Source organism: Dyella sp. ASV21, assembly GCF_016428975.1.
In the GTDB taxonomy this organism is placed as follows: Bacteria; Pseudomonadota; Gammaproteobacteria; order Xanthomonadales; family Rhodanobacteraceae; genus Dyella.
Map to the genome: position 1 here is coordinate 1 of NZ_JAELTT010000014.1, position 19,549 is coordinate 19,549.

The window sequence follows — 19,549 nt, forward strand, 5'->3', positions numbered from 1 at the left end:
ACCAAGCCCATGTGCCCCTTGGCCGCGCCGGCGATGGCCAGCACGTTGTCCATGCCCATCAGAGCGTCGGCGACGATAATGGTGCGCATGGCGGTCCAGAAGCTGGCGGCGGCGCTCACTCCATGGGTATGTTCGGCTTGCGGCTGCAGGAGCTTCCAGGCGATGGGTAGCAGCAGCAGGCCGCCGACCAGCATCAGTCCGGGCAGGTGCAGCAGGTAGACCACCACGCCGGTCAACGCCAGGCGTACAAAGATGGCGCCAAGGGTGCCCCATAGCACGGCTTTTTTCTGGATATGGCCAGGAAGATTACGCGCGGCGAGGGCGATCACGATGGCGTTGTCGCCAGCGAGCACCAGGTCAAGCAGCACGATGGCCAGCAGGCTGGAGAGGAAGTCGGTACCGGTCAGTTCCATGAAAGGGTCTCTGCGCGTCGGACAAATGCAGCAGCAACGGACACGCGCGGCCCGTCGCTACTGCAAAAGTCTCGTTCGCGGCAGAGCCGCCGCGGTGCCCGGAGCGTGTTGTGCGCTCGTGATGACGATCACCGCGTGAGCACCCAAAGCAGGTGCCCGGAACTACTCCCTTTTGGGATCAGTATCGAAACATTGTCGATGTGGACCGCCATACCCGTCAAGCGGAGCCCTGGATGGCAGCGATCATGGTGCCGCTACAATGACCGCTTCGCCGTTGCGACTGGATGGGCCTTATGAGCGCGCCTGACATCCGTTCCGCCCAGCGTCCCGAACCCGACGCGCCGATGGTCGAGGTCGCCGACTACGTGATCGACTACCCGGTGGACTCGGCCGCGGCCTATGACACCGCGCGCTACGTGCTGCTGGACTCCCTCGCCACCGCCATGATGGCGATGAAGTTCCCCGAATGCGTCAAGCACCTGGGGCCGTTGGTGCCCGGCGCCACGTTGCCGGGTGGCGCGCGCGTGCCGGGCACCAGCCATGAGCTGGACCCGGGGCAGGCGGCGTTCGCCATCGGCACGCAGATCCGCTGGCTGGACTTCAATGACACCTGGCTGGCCGCGGAATGGGGCCACCCCTCGGACAATCTGGGGGCCATTCTGGCCGTAGCCGATTACCTCAGCCGCAAGGCCGAACGTGAAGGCGGGCAGCCGATGACCGTCCGCGACGTGCTCACCTATGCCATCAAGGCGCACGAAATCCAGGGGTGCTATGCCCTTGGGAACAGCTTCAATCGCGTCGGCCAGGATCATGTGATCCTGGTGCGCCTGGCCTCCACGGCCGTGGCCACGGCCATGCTGGGCGGCACCCGGGAGCAGATCATCGCTGCGGTGTCCCAGGGCTGGATCGACAACGGCGCGCTGCGCACCTACCGCCATGCCCCCAACACCGGCCCCCGCAAAAGCTGGGCCGCTGGCGATGCCTGCCGTCGCGCCGTCATCCACGCCATTGATGCGGTTTATCGTGGCGAGCTGGGCTACCCCTCGGCGCTCAGCGCGAAGACCTGGGGCTATTACGACGTGGCCTTCAAGGGCCATGCGTTCCGGTTCGAGCGTCCATTTGGCAGCTACGTCATGGATAACGTGCTGTTCAAAATCAGTTTTCCGGCGGAATTCCATGCCCAGACGGCGGTGGAGTGCGCCATGCAGCTGCACGATGCGGTGGCCGGCAAGCTCGAGCAGGTGGAGCGAGTGGTGATCGAGACCCAGGAAGCGGGGATGCGCATCATCGATAAGACCGGGCCCCTGGCCAACTATGCCGACCGCGACCACTGTATCCAGTATATGGTGGCGGTGCCCCTGATCTTTGGCCGACTCACGGCCGAGGACTACAGCGACGAGGTGGCGGCCGATCCCCGCATCGATACGCTGCGGGAGAAGACCGTCGTCAGCGAGAACCCCCAGTTCACTAGGGACTACTTTGACCCCGCCAGGCGCTATATCGGCAACTCGGTCCAGGTGTTCTTCAGGGACGGCACCCATACAAATAAGGTGTCCGTCGACTATCCCATTGGCCATCGCAAACGGCGCGCCGAGGGCATCCCGCTGTTACTTAAGAAGTTCGAGGGGGCCATGCGTGGACATCTGCCCGCTCACCGGGTCAGGGCCATCCTGGAGGCCACGGCGGAGCCAGTCAGGCTGGATACCATGCCCGTTCAGGAATTCCTGGGTCTCTTCACGCTGTAAAGACGGCGTGACCCGAAAATGAACGAGCGTTTGGGGTCGATTTGCAATTGTTTAACTTTTGCTAAACTACTCCGCGCCCGTTTCGGGTAAATAGGCTCTACTAGGTTCGAAATCATGTCCGTGAGTTCTATAGGAACTGGAATCCACGGCTGATGCTTTTCCCGTCTGGGGTGAACGGACGCGTACACCAATAAACGAGGAGACACCTGATGAAACGTAAGGGCTTGTACATTCTTATCGCCCTGGTCCTGGGCGGCGCCGGTGCCGTTCACGCACAGGACAACACTTCGAGCTCCACTCCGACCTCTACGCCGACCTACGACGGTCGTTGGTACATCGCCCCGACCGTGGGTGGCTACTACAACGACTCCGACCGCAACACCAATAGCCGCCAGTTCTACTACGGCCTGGGCGTGGGCAAGTTCTTTACCCCCAACCTGTCGTTGGACCTGTTCTTCGATCGCACCAAGCGCACCGTGGACAGCAACCTTGGTGGCGGCACGTGGTTCAACAACAACATTGGTGTTGCCGCGCGCTACTACTTCCGCGACTGGACCGATTGGCGCCCGTACATCCTGGGTGCTGTGATGGGCAGCGACCATCACAATCCGGTCGACAGCTCGTGGGAGCCGGCCGCTGAGCTCGGCCTGGGCGTGTCCAAGACGGTCACTGACAGCACCGATGTTCGTGTTGAAGGTGGCTATCGCTACGACTGGGACGACAAGTCGCAGCCCAACAAGAACGGGTACGGTGACTGGTTCCTGGGGTTGAGCATCGTGTCGCGCTTCGGCGAGCCGGCTGCTGCGCCGACTCCGCCGCCCCCGCCGCCGGCGGCTCCGGACTGCTCCAAGCAGTTCCGCAACGGCGTGAACCTGTGCGACAACAAGTGCCCGGATCTGCCGGAAGGCACGATCGTCGGTCCGGATGGTTGCCCGCAGAAGGTCGTGATCGACCTGCGTGGCGTGAACTTCAAGTTCGATCGTCCGAAGAAGGGCGAGAAGGACATTGCCAAGTCGCTGGCCGAACCGACCAAGGACTCGCTGGCCGTGCTCGACCAGGCTGTGGATACCCTGCAGCGTTATCCGCAGGTGCATGTCACGGTGGCCGGTTACACCGACGGTGTCGGTACGGAGCAGTACAACCAGGGCTTGTCCGAGCGTCGTGCGAAGATCGTGTACGACTACCTCACCTCGCATGGCATCGATGCAAGCCGTCTGTCGGGTCCGGTTGGACACGGCAAGAACGATCCGATCGATACCAACGACACCGACGCCGGTCGCGCTCGCAACCGCCGCACGGAACTGCAGGTGCAGCAGTAATTCCATCGCTCGCAGTGATGGTGAAAAGCCCGGCGCAAGCCGGGCTTTTCTTTTGCGGCTGCATGGCGCTCCATAAGGCGTACGTGGGGACGCTGCTCGCGCGCGAACACGCGCGCACGTATGCGTGCGGGTGCAATGCTTGTCTACGTGTGGGCGCTATGCACGCGCGCGTATGAATACAACAGCCCCACACGCATCCATGCGATGCGCGATGACGCGACATGTTGTCGCAGTGCGAGTGCGCGAGTTTTTTGCAAAACAGTGCTTGCCTGAACCACGCCTCACCGGACACGTCTCGCACTACGTGCGATGCGCTTAACGGTTTTGCTACACTTCGCCGCGCTTGTGGTCTTGAGACTCTTTGGATTCGGGTCGCAAAGCGAGGGACAGGACAAGTCCCTGGATGATGAAGTCAGTTATGACGTGCGTTTTCCGTCTGGGGTGGAACGGACGCAGATACCAATAAAATGAGGAGACATCTGATGAATCGTAAGGGCTTGTATTTCGTGATCGCCCTGGCCCTGGGCGGCATGGGTGCAGTGCACGCGCAGGACAGCGCGTCCTCGCCGAGCTATGACGGCCGTTGGTATATCGCCCCGACCGTGGGCGGCTATTACAACGACACCGACCGCAACACCAACAGCCGTCAGTTCTACTACGGCCTGGGCGTTGGTCGTTTCATTGCTCCGAACACCTCGATCGACCTGTTCATCGACCGCACCAAGCGTGACCTCGATAACAACGGTGGCACTTGGGCGAACAACAACTACGGTGTGACGGCTCGCTTCTACTACGGCGACTGGAACGCATGGCGTCCGTACGCCCTCGTGGGCGTGATGGGTAGCTACCACCGCAACCCGATGGACAAGGGCTGGTCGCCGGCGGCTGAGCTGGGCGGCGGCGTGTCCAAGACCGTCACCGACAGCACCGACATCCGTGTCGAAGCTGGCTACCGCTACGACTGGGACGACAAGTCGAACGTTGCCAAGAACGGCTACGGCGACTGGTTCCTGGGCCTGAGCATCGTGTCGCGCTTCGGTGAGCCGGCTGCTGCTCCGGCCGCAGTGGCTCCGGTCGCTCCGGTGGCTCCGGACTGCTCCAAGCAGTTCCGCAACGGTGTGAACCTGTGCGACAACAAGTGCCCGGATCTGCCGGAAGGCACGATCGTCGGTCCGGACGGCTGCCCGCAGAAGGTTGTGATCGACCTGCGTGGCGTGAACTTCAAGTTCGACCGCCCGAAGGTTGGCGAGAAGGACATCAAGAAGGCGTTGGCTGAGCCGACCGCTGACTCGGTGGCCATCCTCGACCAGGCCGTGGACACCCTGCAGCGTTACCCGCAGGTCAAGGTCTCCGTTGCCGGTTACACCGACTCGGTGGGCAAGGACGCGTACAACCAGTCGCTGTCCGAGCGTCGCGCCAAGATCGTGTACGACTACCTGACCGCTCACGGCATCGCCGCCAGCCGTCTGGAAGGCCCGATCGGCCACGGTAAGAACGATCCGATCGACAGCAACGACACGGATTCGGGCCGCGCCCGTAACCGTCGCACCGAGCTGCAGGTCCAGCAGTAATCTCTGCTGCCTCGTAGTACTGAAAAGCCCGGCGCAAGCCGGGCTTTTCTTTTGCGCGCCGCATTTGCAGCGGCGGATCGCCTACCATGGCGAGCGTTAGCGCCAACCCCGCTGTCCGATAACCTGTTGTCCAAGCACCGTGATGCGCCCAATTCGTTCATCCCCTCGATCCCCTGTTCCTGGCGCCGCTCCGCGCTACGGGCTTGCTCGTGTCATCAGCAAGCTGGGTGTGTGTTCGCGCAGTCAGGCGGAAAAGGCCGTGCGAGAGGGGCGTGTGAGCGTGGACGGCAAGGTGGTGCTCGACCCGGAGCGTTCGGCAGACCCTCAACGTCAGCGCATTCTGTTGGATGGCGCACCGGTCGCGGCGAGCGCGCGTGTGTACATCGCACTCAACAAGCCACGCGGCATTGTGGTGAGCGCGGCGGACGAGCGGGGCCGAGATACGGTGTACGACGTGCTCAAGGACGCGGGCTTGCCGTGGTTGGGGCCGGTGGGACGCCTGGATAAGGCCAGCGAGGGTTTGCTGCTGCTGAGCAATGACAGTGTCTGGGCCGCAAGGCTTACCGAACCCAAGCATCACGTGGACAAGACGTATCACGTGCAGATCGATGCCGTACCCGATACTGCGCTGCTCGAAGCCTTGGTGCACGGCGTGGTGGAGCAGGGCGAGCGACTCGCTGCGCGGCGCGCGACGCTGTTGCGCCGTGGTGAGAAGAACGCGTGGCTGGAAATCGTGCTGGATGAAGGCCGCAATCGCCACATTCGCCGTTTGCTGGCGGCGCACGACATCCATGTGCTGCGATTGATTCGCGTGGCGATCGGGCCGCTGGCACTCGGCGAGCTGGCCAAGGGGCAGTGGCGGCATCTCAGCGAGGCCGAGGTGCGGGTGCTGGGGCAAGCGTAGCGAGTCATTCGGCGACTTTGCGCCTCCGTTGCGGCGATTCTCCCTGGTTGCCGTCTGCGCGGCGGGCGTTTCGACGGCCTGCCTGCGGCCGAGTCACTTTTCTTTTGCAGGCCCGGGGAAAGTAACCCACAGAAAATGGCCTGAAGCGCCGGCCGCATTTCGCAGGGAAACGCTCGGGAGGGGCCGAGTCCGGATGGTAATCCTGCGCCAGCACACAGCAGCTGCGCTGCAACGCGCCGTGATGGTGAGAGCGTAACTGAGGGAAAGAGGGCCCTTGCCGGGGCCCTCTTCATTGCGGTGTGTTTAGATCACGCCCAGCTTTTTGCCTACTTTGGTAAACGCCGCAATGGCCTGGTCGAGATGCTCGTGCGTGTGCGCCGCGCTCATCTGCGTGCGGATGCGGGCCTGACCTTGCGGCACCACCGGGTAGAAGAAGCCGGTGACATAGATGCCTTCGTCCAGCAATTGGGCCGCCATGGCCTGCGCCTTCTTGGCGTCGTAGATCATCACCGGCACGATCGGATGCACGCCCGGCTTGATGTCGAAACCGGCCTTGGTCATCTGCTCGCGGAAGTACGCCGTGTTGGTCTTCACTTGCTCGCGCAGATCGCCAGCGTTCGAAAGCATGTCGAACACCTTGATGCCTGCGGCCACCACGTGCGGTGGCAGCGAGTTGGAGAACAGGTACGGACGCGAGCGCTGGCGCAGCATCTCGATCACTTCGCGATGGCCGGTGGTGAAGCCACCCAGTGCGCCGCCCAAGGCCTTGCCCAGCGTGCCGGTGATGATGTCGATCTGGTCAAGCACGCCGCTCACTTCAGCCGAGCCGCGGCCGGTGTCGCCGAGGAAGCCGGTGCAATGGCATTCGTCGATGTGCACCAGGGCGTTGTACTTGCGCGCCAGTGCGGTGATCTGGTCCAGCGGCGCGATGAAGCCGTCCATGGAGAAAGCGCCATCGGTGGTGATGAGCTTGGTGCGCGCGCCTGCGGCGTCGGCCGCCTGCAGCTGCTTCTCCAGGTCCGCCATGTCGCAGTTGGCGTAACGGAAGCGCTTGGCTTTGCACAGGCGAATGCCGTCGATAATCGAGGCGTGGTTGAGCGCATCGGAAATGATCGCATCCTCTTCGCCCAGCAACGGCTCGAACAGGCCGCCGTTGGCATCGAAGCACGCGGCATAGAGGATGGTGTCCTCGGTGCCGAAGAACTCGGCGATCTTCTTCTCCAGTTCCTTGTGCAGATCCTGCGTGCCGCAGATGAAGCGCACGGAGGCCATGCCGAAGCCGTGGGTATCCAGCGCTTCCTTGGCGGCGGCAATCACCTCGGGGTGGTCAGCCAGGCCCAGGTAGTTGTTGGCGCAGAAGTTGAGCACTTCCTTGCCGCTATCCAGGCGGATCTTGGCCGACTGCGGAGAGGTGATGATGCGCTCGGCCTTGAACAGGCCTTGCTCACGGATCGATTCGAGTTCGGCGGCGAAGCGCGTCTGGCCGGGGTAGCTCATGGGGATATTCCAGCGGGTCAAAGGCTTATTTTGATCGCTTGGGGCGGCGCTGGGAAGGAATCAGGGAGGCCGGGGTCAGGGCGTGGTGCGCATCGCGCTTGCGGGCGTGTACCCGGCAAGCGCGTTCCTGCGTTCCTGGCGACATCTCACCCTTGGTGCAGGCCAAACTCCACACGCGTGGTCTTGCCCTGGTCGTCGATGCCCTTGGTGTCGAGTTGGGGCGGCTTCACCGTGAAGCGCTTGTCGTCCAGCTTGCCCTTCAGCCAGGCCTGCACGGCGGCGGCGCGGCGGTCAGCCAGGTCGTGCATGGCCTTGTCGTCCACTGGCACGTTGGTTTCCATCAAGCTGCGCATTTCATCGGGCTCCAGCGACTTCTTCAGGCCGATGAGGTTCTTGGGCTTGCCCTTGAAGTCATCGTCCTTATAGGCACGCTTGAGGTACTTCTCGTATTCGTCGGGTGTCACGTTGACGGCGGCTAGCGCGGCATCGGAGGTGTCGGCGTTCTTGCCCGATTGGTCCAGGAGCTTCGCGCGGCGAACCATGGCGTCCACGGTGAACTTGCGCAGGCCGTCCTGATCCTTGCTCGGGTCCACGCGGCCGATGATGTCCAGGTTAAGCGAAGCCTTCTGGCTGAGCATGGCCACCACCTTGCCCAGCCGCTCCTGCGCCTTGCTGTCCAGCACATCGGAGCCTGGGTCGAACTCCACGTAGCCCAGATCCTCATGATTGCCGCCACCGAACGCGGCGCCCAGCAGCCGGAACGGCGCGGTGACGGCCTTGGCGATGAGGTTGCCGATGGCGCGCCAGATGAGCCCACCCATGCTGAACTGGGGATCGTCCAGTGAGCCGGATACGGGCACGTTCACATCGATGTTGCCATCGGTGTCCTTGAGCAGGGCCACGGCCAGCTTTACCGGCAAGTGTTTGACGCCCGGGCTCTCGTCACGATCGCCGAAGGTGAGCTGGGTGATGAAGATATGGTTGTCGGCCTTGAGCTTGCGCTGGTCCAGCATGTAATGCACGTCCACCGTAAGCTTGCCGGCGGTGATCGGGTAACCGGTGTAGCGGGTGGAATACGCGGCGAGGCGGGTCAGCTCCACCTCGTTGGCCTTGCCCTTGATATCGAGGAAGGCGACGGGCTGTAGCGGATTGATGCTGCCGTCGATGTCTACCGGGGAGTTGTCATCCAGCGCGGCCTGTACCGAAAGGTCGGCGGGCGGATCGCCAGGCGTGGTACCGAAGGCGCCGATCTTGCCGGTGAGCTTGGTCAGGTTGGCGGTGTAGTTGGGCTTGATGAAATTGTCGGTGTAGTTGAGCTGGCCATTGAGCAGTGTGATGCCGCCGATATGGATATCGGCGGCGGGCGCGGCAGATGGGCCGGGTGCGCTTGCTGTCGCGGGCGCGGCGGTGGTTGCCGCGCTCGCGGGAGCCGGCGTGGCCGTGCTGGCAACGGGGGCTGCAGGCGCTGCTGGAGCTGCTGGAGCTGCTGGAGCTGCGGGCAGCGGCGAGCCTTCGGCGCGAGTCACCGATACCGGCGCTTCTTCCGGCTTGGCAACCACGTCGGAGAGGTTCAGTTTGCCGCTCGCGTTGACGATCATGCGTGCGTAGAACGAGCTAAGCACCAGGCTGCCCACGTGCATGCGCGGTGTGCCCTGGCCGTAGTTGACGTCGATGTTGGTGCCGCTCAGCGCGCGCCAGCGCATGAAATCGTCACCCGTAAGCTTGTCCTGTATGCGGACCTGCTCCAGTGCGGCATTGCCCTTGAAGCTGAGTTTGGGCTCCGCGCCGCGACCGTCGTAATGCAGCTTGCCCTTGTTGGTGATGCGCGCGCTGGAAATGGTGACGTTCAACGGCACGCTGATGTACGGCGCGAAGTTGGCGATATCCACCTGCTTGGAGGAGATTTCCAGGTCCGCGATGGTGGGCGTGGGTTGCACCTTGCCGGACAGGGCGAAGCTACCCTTGCCGATGTTGCCTTCCAGCGACACCTCGCGCGGCTCGTTGAGGCGGTCGCTGATGTGCTCCATGCTGCCTTTGAGCGACTCGATCTTCAGCTTGGCTGGCGTGGCACCCGCGGCAAAGTCGGTGAATTGCAGGCTGCCGCTTTCCACGCCCAGGCGCTCGATGCTCCAGTGCCAGGGGCTGCCGTTGTCGCTCGCCCCTTTCTTGGGTGCGCCTTTGGCCGCGAACAGGTCGAGCAGGGTGATGTATTTCTTTTCGTTGCGTCGTATATCCAGCTGCATGCCGGTGGCGGTGACTTTGCCGAGCTCGGCGTGGCGGCTGGCCAGGTCAACCTGCCGGATCTCCACGTCCAGCTTGCCCCATGCCACGGGCGCGCCCTGGCTTTTGTATTGCGGCTCCAGGGCGAAGTCATCGATGCTTGCCTGGGCATTGGCCAGATGCACATTCAAGGCGTTGCCCCAGTCGAGCTGGAGCTGGCCATCGGCATCGAGCTTGCCCTTGGTAACGCGCGCGGCCACGCCTTGATAGCTGACGGCCTGCAGCGGTACGGCGTCCACCTGGCTCAAATGCAAGGTGGTGTCGAGTTTGCTGGCGGCGAGGTCCACGCTGCCCTTGGCGCCGATGCTGCCGCCGAACAGCTCGCCATTGAGATCCAGCTTGGCCGCTGGCGCCTTGAGCAGGCTCAGGCCAGTAAGGCTGCCGTGCAGCTTTTCGAGATCCAGCTTGCCCTGATCCCCGCTGGCGTAATGCACGGCGCTGCCGTCGAGGATGAGCGAAGCGATGCGCAGGTCGGTCGGCTCGGCCTTCTTGTCGGCTTCGGTTGGCGCTGGCGTGCTGGTGAGCGTGTCGAGGTTGGTGTGCCCATCGGCTTTTTGCGTGTAGTACACCTGGGCCTGGTCGAGCTTCAACGCGCCAAGGTGGTAGCGCGAGGCCAGCGGTTGTACGTCGGTAAGCTCCACGCTGCCATGCGCGAGCTTGGCGATGGCATCGCCCTGGCTGCTGTTGAGGGTGAATTGGTCCAACTGCAGGTTGCCAGTGAGCTGCAGTTGCGGGGTTGGCTCGGCCTCTAGGAAATGCAGGTCGAGCTTGCCGCTGAGCTGGCCTTGCGGAATGGCGATGGGCAGCGGCTTGGGCGCATAGCCCAGGTAGCGCGAGAGATCCAGATGATCGAGCTGGAAACCGATGGTGGATTCGCGCGTGTTGGCGAACGGTTTGGTCTGCCCCGAAATCCGGATCGGGCTGCCATCCACACGCATCGCCAGCAAGGGCTGCACGAATACGTCGGTGGCGCTGGGCAGGTTGGCGATGAAGGGGATGCCGACTTCCAACTGTTCGACGTGGTGCTCGGTCTTGGTCAGCTGGTCATCGAACTGGATGTCGCCGTTATGCACGCTGATGTTGGACAGCGCAAAGCGGGCCGGCGGCGCCTTCGGGTCGGAGGGCTGCGATGCATAGCGCTCGATCAGATCGGTGAAATTGAAGCGCTGATCGGCCGCGCGCACGATGCGGATGCGTGGGTGCTGCAGCGACAGTTCGTCCAGCACCGGCGCCATACGGAACACCGACGCCCACGAGGTATTGATGACCGCCTGATCGATATCCACGAAGGCCGATTTGCCGTCGCGATCACCGATATGCAGTTGATCCAGCTGCAGGCGCAGCGTGTATGGGTTGAGGTGCACCGCCCGCAAGGTCACCGGTCGCGACAAGGCAGCGCTGGCACGCTTCTCGATCTGGCTACGCAGAATGGGCGGCGCCAGCAAGAAACCGAGCAGCCCGAAAACCACCAGTACGATGGTCAGGATCAGCAGCGTCTTGCGCACGCGGTGCGAGTGATAGACGGCGAGGGCGCGGTCGCGTCCAGCGGCCAGATGGGGTTTGCCGAATAAGTCAGCCATGCCGACGATGCTCCAGGTGACATCGCGTGCCGACCGGTGCGGGCCGCCTGGCCCCCACCTTCACTACTCCAATGAAACTGTCGGCCGCCCAGAGCGAGAGTCTACTCGGGCGGCCGTCGTTCAAATACGCCTTTTTGCCGCCTGTGAGCTGCAAAGAGGCAGGGGTCATGACGTGCGTTCAGGAACCCGAAGGCTCCACGCCGCCGGTCAGTTCCAGGAGCACACCACCTTGCCGCACTTGCCGGCGTCCATCAGGTCGAAACCCTTCTGGAAGTCGTCGATGTGGATCTGGTGGGTGAGCACCTTCTGCAGCGGGAAGCCCGTAAGCACCATCTGGGTCATCTTGTACCAGGTCTCGTACATGCGGCGGCCGTAGATGCCCTGCAGGGTGAGGCCCTTGAAGATCACCTTGTCCCAGTCGATGCCGGCGCCCTTGGGCAGGATGCCCAGCAGGGCGATCTTGCCGCCGTGGTACATGCAGTCGAGCATGTCGTTGAAGGCGCGCGGGTTGCCGCTCATTTCCAGGCCCACGTCGAAGCCCTCCATGTGGAGGTCCTTCATCACGTCCTTGAGCGACTGGTTGGCCACGTTCACCACGCGCGTCGCGCCCATGTCGGCGGCCAGCTTGAGGCGGTAATCATTGATGTCGGTAACCACCACGTTGCGGGCGCCCACGTGCTTGGCGATGCCGGCGGCGATGATGCCGATGGGGCCGGCGCCGGTGATCAGCACGTCCTCGCCGATCAGGTCGAACTCCAGCGCGCAGTGCGCCGCATTGCCATAGGGGTCGAAGAAGGCAGCCAGCTCCGAGGGGATCTGGTCCGGGATCGGCCACAGGTTGGAGGCCGGCATGGTCATGTATTCGGCGAAGGCGCCGTTGCGGTTCACGCCGATGCCGATGGTGTTCGGGCACAGGTGCTGGCGGCCGGCGCGGCAATTGCGGCAGTGGCCGCAGACGATATGGCCTTCGGCCGAAACGCGGTCACCCACCTTGTAGCCGGTGACGCCGGGGCCGATCTCGACAATGCGGCCCACGAACTCGTGGCCAATGGTCAGGCCCGGCGTGATGGTGCGCTGGGACCAGTCGTCCCACTTATAGATGTGCAGGTCGGTGCCGCAGATCGCGGTCTTTTCCATCTTGATCAGCACCTCGTTGGGGCCGACCTCGGGGACGGGCACTTCTTCCATCCAGATGCCCTGCTCGGGCTTGCGCTTGACCAAGGCTTTCATCATCTGAGGCATGGGGTTTCCGTGGGGGAAGGGCAGGAAAACCGACATTATAGGAGGGGGAACCCGCACAGACTTCGTGCAGTGCAGCGTTGCCGGTCCTGGCGGTTCCTTCTATGGTCGCAACTTTGTGCGTCAGCGGATAGGAATAAGCGAATGCGTTTGAAGATGTTGGGCTCGGTCAAGGCTGGGTCGGTGGGGCGGGGACAGCGGGGTAAATACGCCCTCCGGAGCGCGCTGCGCCGCTCCGGTCTGGTGCTGGCGCTGGCCGTGGCGGGGCTGTCGCCAGCCTGGTCGCTGCACGCTCAAGAGCCGGGCGACCCGGCGCCGCTGCAGTTCCGCATTACCGAGGGGCGCATCGAGAACGCCTTCTACCAGCAGGGCGACGTGTCGGCCCACTTGCTGCTCAATGCGGGCGACAAACCGCGTGTGCTGGTGGCCTTCCCCGCGGGCAACAGTGGTACGGGCCTATGGTTCGAGCCCACCGCCAAGCCGGTGAGCTGGAATCTGGGCGAAGTGAAGGGGTTGCACCGTACGGTCGATGGACACCCCTGGAACGGCATCGTCGCCGAGGCGAGCGTGATGGCCGACGCATTGGTGGTGCAGGACGCTGTGCTCAGCAGCATCCGCGTGCTGCGCGACTACCAGCTCGAACATCGCTACCCCGAACAGGTGGCGGCCACGCCCGAGCTATCGGACCGCTCCGTGCAGTGGCAGCGTCAGCGCGTGGATGGCGCACCGGGCTACGCCATGGCGCTCAGCACCGACAACGGACGCATCACGCGCGAGAACGGCAAGATCGTGCTGCGCCCGGATCGCCCAGGCCAGCCGCTGCACCTGCGCATCGAGGCCAGCACCGGCGAAACGCCGCTCACTCCGTTCACCCATGTGCTCAACGAGCACGCGCAGGCCGATGCCCGCAGTCGCAACGCCTTGCAGTTCCTCAGCTACCGCGAGAAGTTCCTCGCTGGTTCCTGGCGTTTCGATACCTACTTTGGCCGCGACACGTTGATGTCGCTGCGCTTGCTGATGCCTGTATTGCAGCCGGCCGCGGTAGACGCCGGCATTGCCTCGGTGCTGGCGCGTCTGTCGCCCGGCGGTGAAGTGGCGCACGAGGAGAGCATCGGCGAATTTGCCGTGCTGCAGCACTTGAAGGAGCAGGGCAAGCCATCGGCCGACCCCATCTACGACTATGTGATGGTCGACGATGACTACATGTTGCCGCCGGTCGCCGCCGCCTGGTTGCTGGAAGATCCGCGTGGTCGCGAGGGCGCGCGCACGTTCCTCGCCAGCGGTGCGCCCGGCCAGCGCCAAGGCGATGCCTTGGTACGCAACCTGCTGTTCGTTGCCGCCAGCAGCGACGCTTTCGCGCAGAAGCCGGTGTATTCCAATTTGGTGTCGCTCAAGCCCAACGCTCCGGTGGGGCAGTGGCGCGACAGCAACGAGGGCATCGGCCGTGGCCGCTACCCCTATGACGTCAACGCCATCTGGATGCCGGCGGCGCTGCGCGCGATCGGCCAGTTCCTCGATGCCGGCCTGCTCGACGACTACACCACGCCCGCCCAGCGCGAGCGCCTGCGTGCCGCTGCCAGCCATGCCGATGCGTGGGAGCGGGATGCTTCCGCGCTGTTCACCGTGCACTTGAGCCAAGAGCGTGCGGCCGAGCAGGTGCGCGCCTATGCGGCCAAGGTGGGCGTGTCGGACCACGCAGCGCTTGCGGCCCTGGGTAATCGCTCGCTGGATTTCCCCGCCATTTCCCTGGATGCGCAGGGTAAGCCGGTGCCCGTACTGCATTCCGATGAGGGCTTTCGCCTGATGTTCGGCAAGCCCAGCGCGGCGGTGCTGGAGCAGAACATCGGCAGCCTGATGCGGCCGTTCCCGGCCGGCCTGATGACGGATGCCGGCATGGTGGTGGCTAACCCCGCGTACGCCGATGGCGAGGTGTGGTCGCGCTTTGGCAACAACGCGTATCACGGCACGGTGGTGTGGGCCTGGCAACAGGCGATGATGGCCGCTGGCCTCAAGCGCCAGCTTGCCCGCAACGATCTTCCGGCCGATACCCGTGCGCATCTGCAGCAGGCACAGGCCACCTTGTGGCGTGGCATCTGCGGTGCCAGCGCCGTGCGCACTTCGGAGCTGTGGTCCTGGTCGTATGCGAACGGCCACTACCGCATCGAGCCGTTTGGCGCCGAAGGGGCGCACGAAGACGAATCCAACGCGGCCCAGCTTTGGAGCACCGTATTCCTTGCCTTGCCGCCACCGGCGGGCATGCCAGGCTGCCGTTGATCGTTGCCCGCTACCCGTCAGGCCAAGGCGGCGGGTAGCGGATATGCCGGGTTTTGCCGTCGTCCGGCGCCATTGTTTGTGTGCGGTGCAGCGTTGCTGCACGGGGCGCTTCGTTCTAATGTCGCAAGTTTCTGCGATCACCCATAGGGACGACGAATGCGCTTGAAGACGATGGGCCTGGCGATGGCTGTGGCGCTGGCACCGGCCGCACAGGCCGACGAAGGCATGTGGATGCCCTCCCAATTGCCGGATATCGCCCGTCAGCTGCGTGCGGCCGGATATCAGGGCAACCCGGCCGAGCTGGCCGATCTCACCAAGGCGCCGCTCAATGCGGTGGTGAAGGTGGGCGGCGCTACCGGCGCGTTTGTCAGCACCGATGGCCTGGTGCTCACCAATCATCATGTGGCGTTCGGCGTCATCCAGTACAACAGCAACGCTCAGCGCGACCTGATCCAGAACGGCTTCGTCTCGCACGATCGTGCCGAAGAGCTGCCGGCCAATCCCGATTTCCGCCTGCGCGTCACCACCGGCTTCGACAAGGTCACCGACAAGGTACTCACTGCCGCCCAAGGCAAGACCGGGCGCGCCTATTTCGACGCCGTGGACGCCAGCAGCAAGGCGCTGGTGGCCGAATGCGAGCGTGAGGCTGGCATGCGATGCAGCGTGGTCAATATGTTCTACGGCCGCGACTTCTACCTGGTGAAGCAGCTGGAACTGCGCGACGTGCGCCTGGTGTACGCTCCGCCGCGCGCCATCGGCAACTACGGCGACGAAGTGGATAACTTCGTGTGGCCGCGCCACGCCGGTGACTTCACCGTGTTGCGTGCTTATGTCGGCAAGGATGGCAAGCCGGCCGACTACGCCAAGGACAATGTGCCTTATCGCCCGCCGGCGTTTTTGCCGCTCGCCAGGCAGGGCGTACACGAAGGTGACTTCGTGATGCTGGCCGGTTACCCGGGGGTTACCTATCGCCATCGCACGGCGGCGGAGTTCGCCGATCAAGTGCAGTGGCGCCTGCCTGCGTCGGTACAGGTGATGCAGCAGTTGCAGCAGGTAATCGAGGACGCCGGCCGTGACGACCGCCAGGCGGCCATCCGTTATGCCTCGCAGCTGCAATCGCTGAAGAACGGCATCAAGCGTTTCAGCGGTGAGCTGGAAGGCCTCAAGCGCAGCGATGCGGTGAGCATCCGGCGCAAGGACGAGGACGCCATGATGGCGTGGCTTGCGGCCCAGCCGCAGGCCGGCAAACTGCGCCCGCAGATCGATGAAGTGAATCGCCTGATCGCGAGCGGTAACGCCGACCGCGAACGTGACCTGCTGCTTGGTCTGCTGCAGAGTCAGACCCAGCTCATGCGTTCGGCGCTTACCCTGCAGCGCCTGGCGCATGAGCGCGGCAAGCCGGATGCGCAACGCGAGAGCGGTTACCAGCAGCGTGACGAAGACCTGACGGCCGGCATGCTGCGTCAAGTGCAGCGTCGCTACGATTCGAAGGTAGAGAAGCAGTTGCTTACCGCGTTGCTGGTGCGCTACCAAAAGCTGCCCGATGCCCAGCGACTGCCGGAATTCGACGCCGCCTTCGGCCGCACGCCGGCCGAGCTCGCGGCGCGGCTGGAGCGCGTCTACGGTGCCACCAAGCTCGGCGAGGAAGCCCAGCGGCTGCAGTGGTTGAAGACCGAGCCCGCCAGCGTTGCCCAGTCGGGCGATGCGTTGCTGGCGTTGGCAGCCCAGTTGCTGCCAGCGTTGCTCCGCGTGGAAGAGGCGCGCAAGACGCGTGAAGGCGATCTGTTGCGCCTGCGTCCCGCCTATATGGAAGCCTTGATCGGCTATCGCGAAAAGCAGGGCCGGGCGGTCTATCCGGATGCCAACTCCACCCTGCGCGTGAGCTACGGCAAGGTCTCCACGCTCAAGGCGCGCGATGGCGTGACGTATGAAGCGTTGACCACCACGGCCGGCATCGTCGAGAAGAACACCGGGCAGGAGCCGTTCGATGCACCCAAGCCCCTGCTCGACGCCATCGCCAAGGGTGACTACGAGGGCTATGCGGATGCCAAGCTCGGCGCCATGCCGGTGGACTTCCTCAGCAACCTCGACACCACCGGCGGCAACTCCGGCTCGCCGGTGGTCAACGCCAAGGGTGAGCTGGTAGGCCTCAACTTCGACAGCAATTGGGAGGCGGTCAGCGCAAGCTGGATGTACGACCCGCGCTACAAGCGCGCGATCCATGTCGACATGCGCTACATGCGCTGGTTGATGGATAAGGTTTATCCCGCCCCCGAGTTGCTCAAAGAACTGGGCGTACCCGCCCGCTAAGGTCGTCATTCCCGCAACAGCGGAAATCCAGCGCCTCTGCCTTCAAGGGACTGAAGCTGCCCCATATCCGTCTTCGAACGGATGAAGGCGGTCGATCGAGTCGTCCCAGGTCGGCTCTACTTCACACAGCGTCCCGTCATGCGGGGCGCGGCCCGCAGTATTTGCCCGCTACGGCGGGCCGTTCCACCAGGAGAGTTTCGTGCGTCGTCTTGTTCTTGCCGCGGCCCTGTCTGCCGGCCTCATCTCGTCCGCCCATGCCGTGGAAGGCATGTGGCAGCCCGCCCAGCTTCCTTCCATCGCCGCTACGCTCAAACAGCACGGCCTGAAGTTGGACCCCAACACGCTCACCGATCTCACTGCCTACCCCATGGGCGCCATCGTGAGCCTGGGTGGTTGCACGGCCTCGTTCGTGTCCCCGCAGGGGCTGGTGGTCACCAATCACCATTGCGCCTACGGCGCCCTGCAGTACAACTCCACGCCGCAGAAGAACCTCATCGTGGATGGCTTCCTCGCCAAGACCCACGCCGAGGAGTTGCCGGGTGACCCGAACATGCGCGTTTTCGTTACCGAGGAAATTCGTGACGTCACCAAGGACATCACCGGCAAGCTGACGGACACCATGAGTGGCGCCGAGCGGCACAAGGCGATCGAGCAGGCCACCAAGGCTCAGGTAAAAGCCTGCGAAATCGAAGGCTATCGCTGTGACGTCTACACCTTCCACGGCGGCTATAGCTACCAGCTGATCCGTCAGTTGGAGATCAAGGATGTGCGCGTGGTTTACGCGCCGCCCGAATCCATCGGCAAGTTCGGCGGCGACGTCGACAACTGGATGTGGCCGCGCCACACCGGCGACTTCAGCTACCTGCGCGCCTACGTGTCCAAGGACGGCAAATCCGCGCCGTACGCCAAGGACAACGTGCCCTACCAGCCCAAGCACGTGCTCAAGCTCAATCCGCAGGGGCTGGAAGAGGGCGACTACGTAATGGTCACCGGTTACCCGGGCCGAACCAACCGCTATCGCCTTGCCGATGAAGTGCAGAGCGCGATCGACTGGACCTATCCCACCCAGATCAAGGTGTACGAGGACACTCTCGACATCATCAACACGGCAGGCAAGGCCGATCCCAAGGCGGCCGTGAAGTACGCCAGCATGGTCGCCAGCCTCAACAATTATCTGAAGAACTTTGGCGGGCAGCTCGAAGGCCTGCGTCGCGCGGATGCCGTGGCGGTAAAACGCACGCAGGAAGCGCAGCTCGAAACGTGGCTGAAACAGCAGGGCGGCGCCGACAACCAGGCACTGGTCGCCGATATCGGCAAGCTGCGGCAGGCCATCGAGGAAGAAAAGACCACGCGCGAACGCACGCTGGATATCGGCCTCGTTACGCGTAGCGCCATGCTGGGCAATGCCCTGCGCCTGGTGCGCCTTTCCAAGGAGCGCGCCAAGCCGGACATGGAGCGGGACGCCAGCTACCAGCAACGTAACGAGGTGCGCATCGAAGGCGCGCTCACGCAAATGGAGCGCCGCTACGATCCCACGGTCGATCAGCAACTGCTGGTCTATGGCCTCAAACGCTATCTGGCGCTGCCCAAGGCACAGCGTCTGCCCGCGCTGGATGCGTGGTTGGGGGATGCCGCCAACGACGCGCAGATTGCGCAGAAGGTGGCCGCGCTCTATGCCGGCAGCCAATTTGGCAACGTCGATGAGCGCTTGAAATGGTTCAAGGCCGACAGCAAAGCCATCGAGGCCAGTAATGACAGCCTGCTCAAACTCGCCGTGGCCCTGCAGCCGCAGTTGCAGAAGGTGGAGGATGAGCAGGACGCGCGCGCGGGTGCGATGAGCAAACTGCGTCCGCGTTACATGCAGGCGATGATTGCGTGGAAGGATGCCCAACACCTGCCGGTATATCCGGATGCCAACAGCTCATTGCGCGTCACCTTCGGCAATGTGCAGGGCGTCGCCCCGCGCGACGGCGTGAACTATGCGCCGTTCACCACCGCGCAGGGCATTGTTGAAAAGGCCACCGGCAAGGAGCCCTTCAACGCGCCGCAGGCGGAGCTGGCGGCTATCAAGGCCAAGGCTTTCGACGGTTACGCGTCCAAGAAACTCGGCACGCTCCCGGTCGACTTCCTGGCCGATCTGGACATCACCGGTGGCAACTCCGGCTCGCCCGCGCTGGACGCCGAAGGTCGCCTGGTCGGCCTGGCCTTCGACGGCAATTGGGAGTCAGTGAGTGGCGACTGGCTGTTCAACCCCGCGCTCAACCGCTCCATCCAGGTCGATGTGCGCTACATGTTGTGGGTCATGCATCACCTGGATCACGCCGATAACCTGCTGAGGGAAATGGGCGTGCCGGCTGCATCGTCCAAGTAGTGCTTGGGACGGAGCGTGCGTGCCGGATGAGCTTCCTTGAAGCACG

The 19,549-nt window shown here is 63.7% G+C and carries 11 protein-coding genes; 7 read left to right on the top strand and 4 right to left on the bottom strand.

The genetic code is table 11. The annotated features are described in order from the left end of the window. Positions 1 to 413 (bottom strand): YjbE family putative metal transport protein (locus JHD67_RS06975; protein ID WP_199098448.1); only part of this gene is annotated, 413 nt, incomplete at its 3' end. Between the two features lie 293 nt (positions 414 to 706). Here JHD67_RS06975 and JHD67_RS06980 point away from each other — a divergent pair. From JHD67_RS06980 to JHD67_RS06995, 4 genes are all read left to right on the top strand, one after another. Further along, positions 707 to 2,158, top strand: a complete 1,452-nt coding sequence (locus JHD67_RS06980) for a bifunctional 2-methylcitrate dehydratase/aconitate hydratase (RefSeq protein WP_199098449.1) — start codon at positions 707 to 709, stop codon at positions 2,156 to 2,158. Between the two features lie 209 nt (positions 2,159 to 2,367). Further along, positions 2,368 to 3,477, top strand: coding sequence for an OmpA family protein (locus JHD67_RS06985; protein ID WP_199098450.1), 1,110 nt, complete (start codon positions 2,368 to 2,370; stop codon positions 3,475 to 3,477). Positions 3,478 to 3,959: 482 nt separating this feature from the next. Next, a complete protein-coding gene (locus JHD67_RS06990) occupies positions 3,960 to 5,048 on the top strand; it encodes an OmpA family protein (RefSeq protein ID WP_199098451.1) in 1,089 nt (362 codons plus the stop codon). Between the two features lie 142 nt (positions 5,049 to 5,190). Further along, a complete protein-coding gene (locus JHD67_RS06995) occupies positions 5,191 to 5,952 on the top strand; it encodes a pseudouridine synthase (protein ID WP_199098452.1) in 762 nt (253 codons plus the stop codon). Positions 5,953 to 6,255: 303 nt separating this feature from the next. Here the strand turns inward: JHD67_RS06995 and kbl are convergent, their stop codons facing one another. The 3 genes from kbl to tdh form a co-directional block, all read right to left on the bottom strand. Continuing rightward, positions 6,256 to 7,449 carry a glycine C-acetyltransferase gene (gene kbl / locus JHD67_RS07000; protein WP_199098453.1) on the bottom strand — a complete coding sequence of 398 codons (1,194 nt, stop codon included), beginning with the start codon at positions 7,447 to 7,449 and terminating at the stop codon, positions 6,256 to 6,258. 146 nt (positions 7,450 to 7,595) lie between these two features. Next, complete coding sequence (locus JHD67_RS07005; protein WP_199098454.1) at positions 7,596 to 11,309, bottom strand: DUF748 domain-containing protein; 3,714 nt, start codon at positions 11,307 to 11,309, stop codon at positions 7,596 to 7,598. Between the two features lie 207 nt (positions 11,310 to 11,516). Further along, positions 11,517 to 12,539: an L-threonine 3-dehydrogenase gene (gene tdh, locus JHD67_RS07010; RefSeq protein ID WP_199098509.1), complete on the bottom strand. Its 1,023-nt coding sequence runs from the start codon at positions 12,537 to 12,539 to the stop codon at positions 11,517 to 11,519. Between the two features lie 153 nt (positions 12,540 to 12,692). On the opposite strand from tdh, the gene JHD67_RS07015 reads away from it, so the two are divergent. The 3 genes from JHD67_RS07015 (at position 12,693) to JHD67_RS07025 (ending at position 19,503) form a co-directional block, all read left to right on the top strand. Then, the gene (locus JHD67_RS07015; protein WP_233171693.1) at positions 12,693 to 14,822 is read left to right on the top strand and encodes a hypothetical protein; all 2,130 of its coding nucleotides are present in this window, start codon (positions 12,693 to 12,695) and stop codon (positions 14,820 to 14,822) included. Between the two features lie 156 nt (positions 14,823 to 14,978). Further along, entirely contained in the window at positions 14,979 to 17,132 is a 2,154-nt protein-coding gene (locus JHD67_RS07020) for a S46 family peptidase (protein ID WP_233171694.1), read from the top strand. Between the two features lie 199 nt (positions 17,133 to 17,331). After that, the gene (locus tag JHD67_RS07025) at positions 17,332 to 19,503 is read left to right on the top strand and encodes a S46 family peptidase (protein WP_199098455.1); all 2,172 of its coding nucleotides are present in this window, start codon (positions 17,332 to 17,334) and stop codon (positions 19,501 to 19,503) included. Positions 19,504 to 19,549 lie beyond the last annotated feature (46 nt).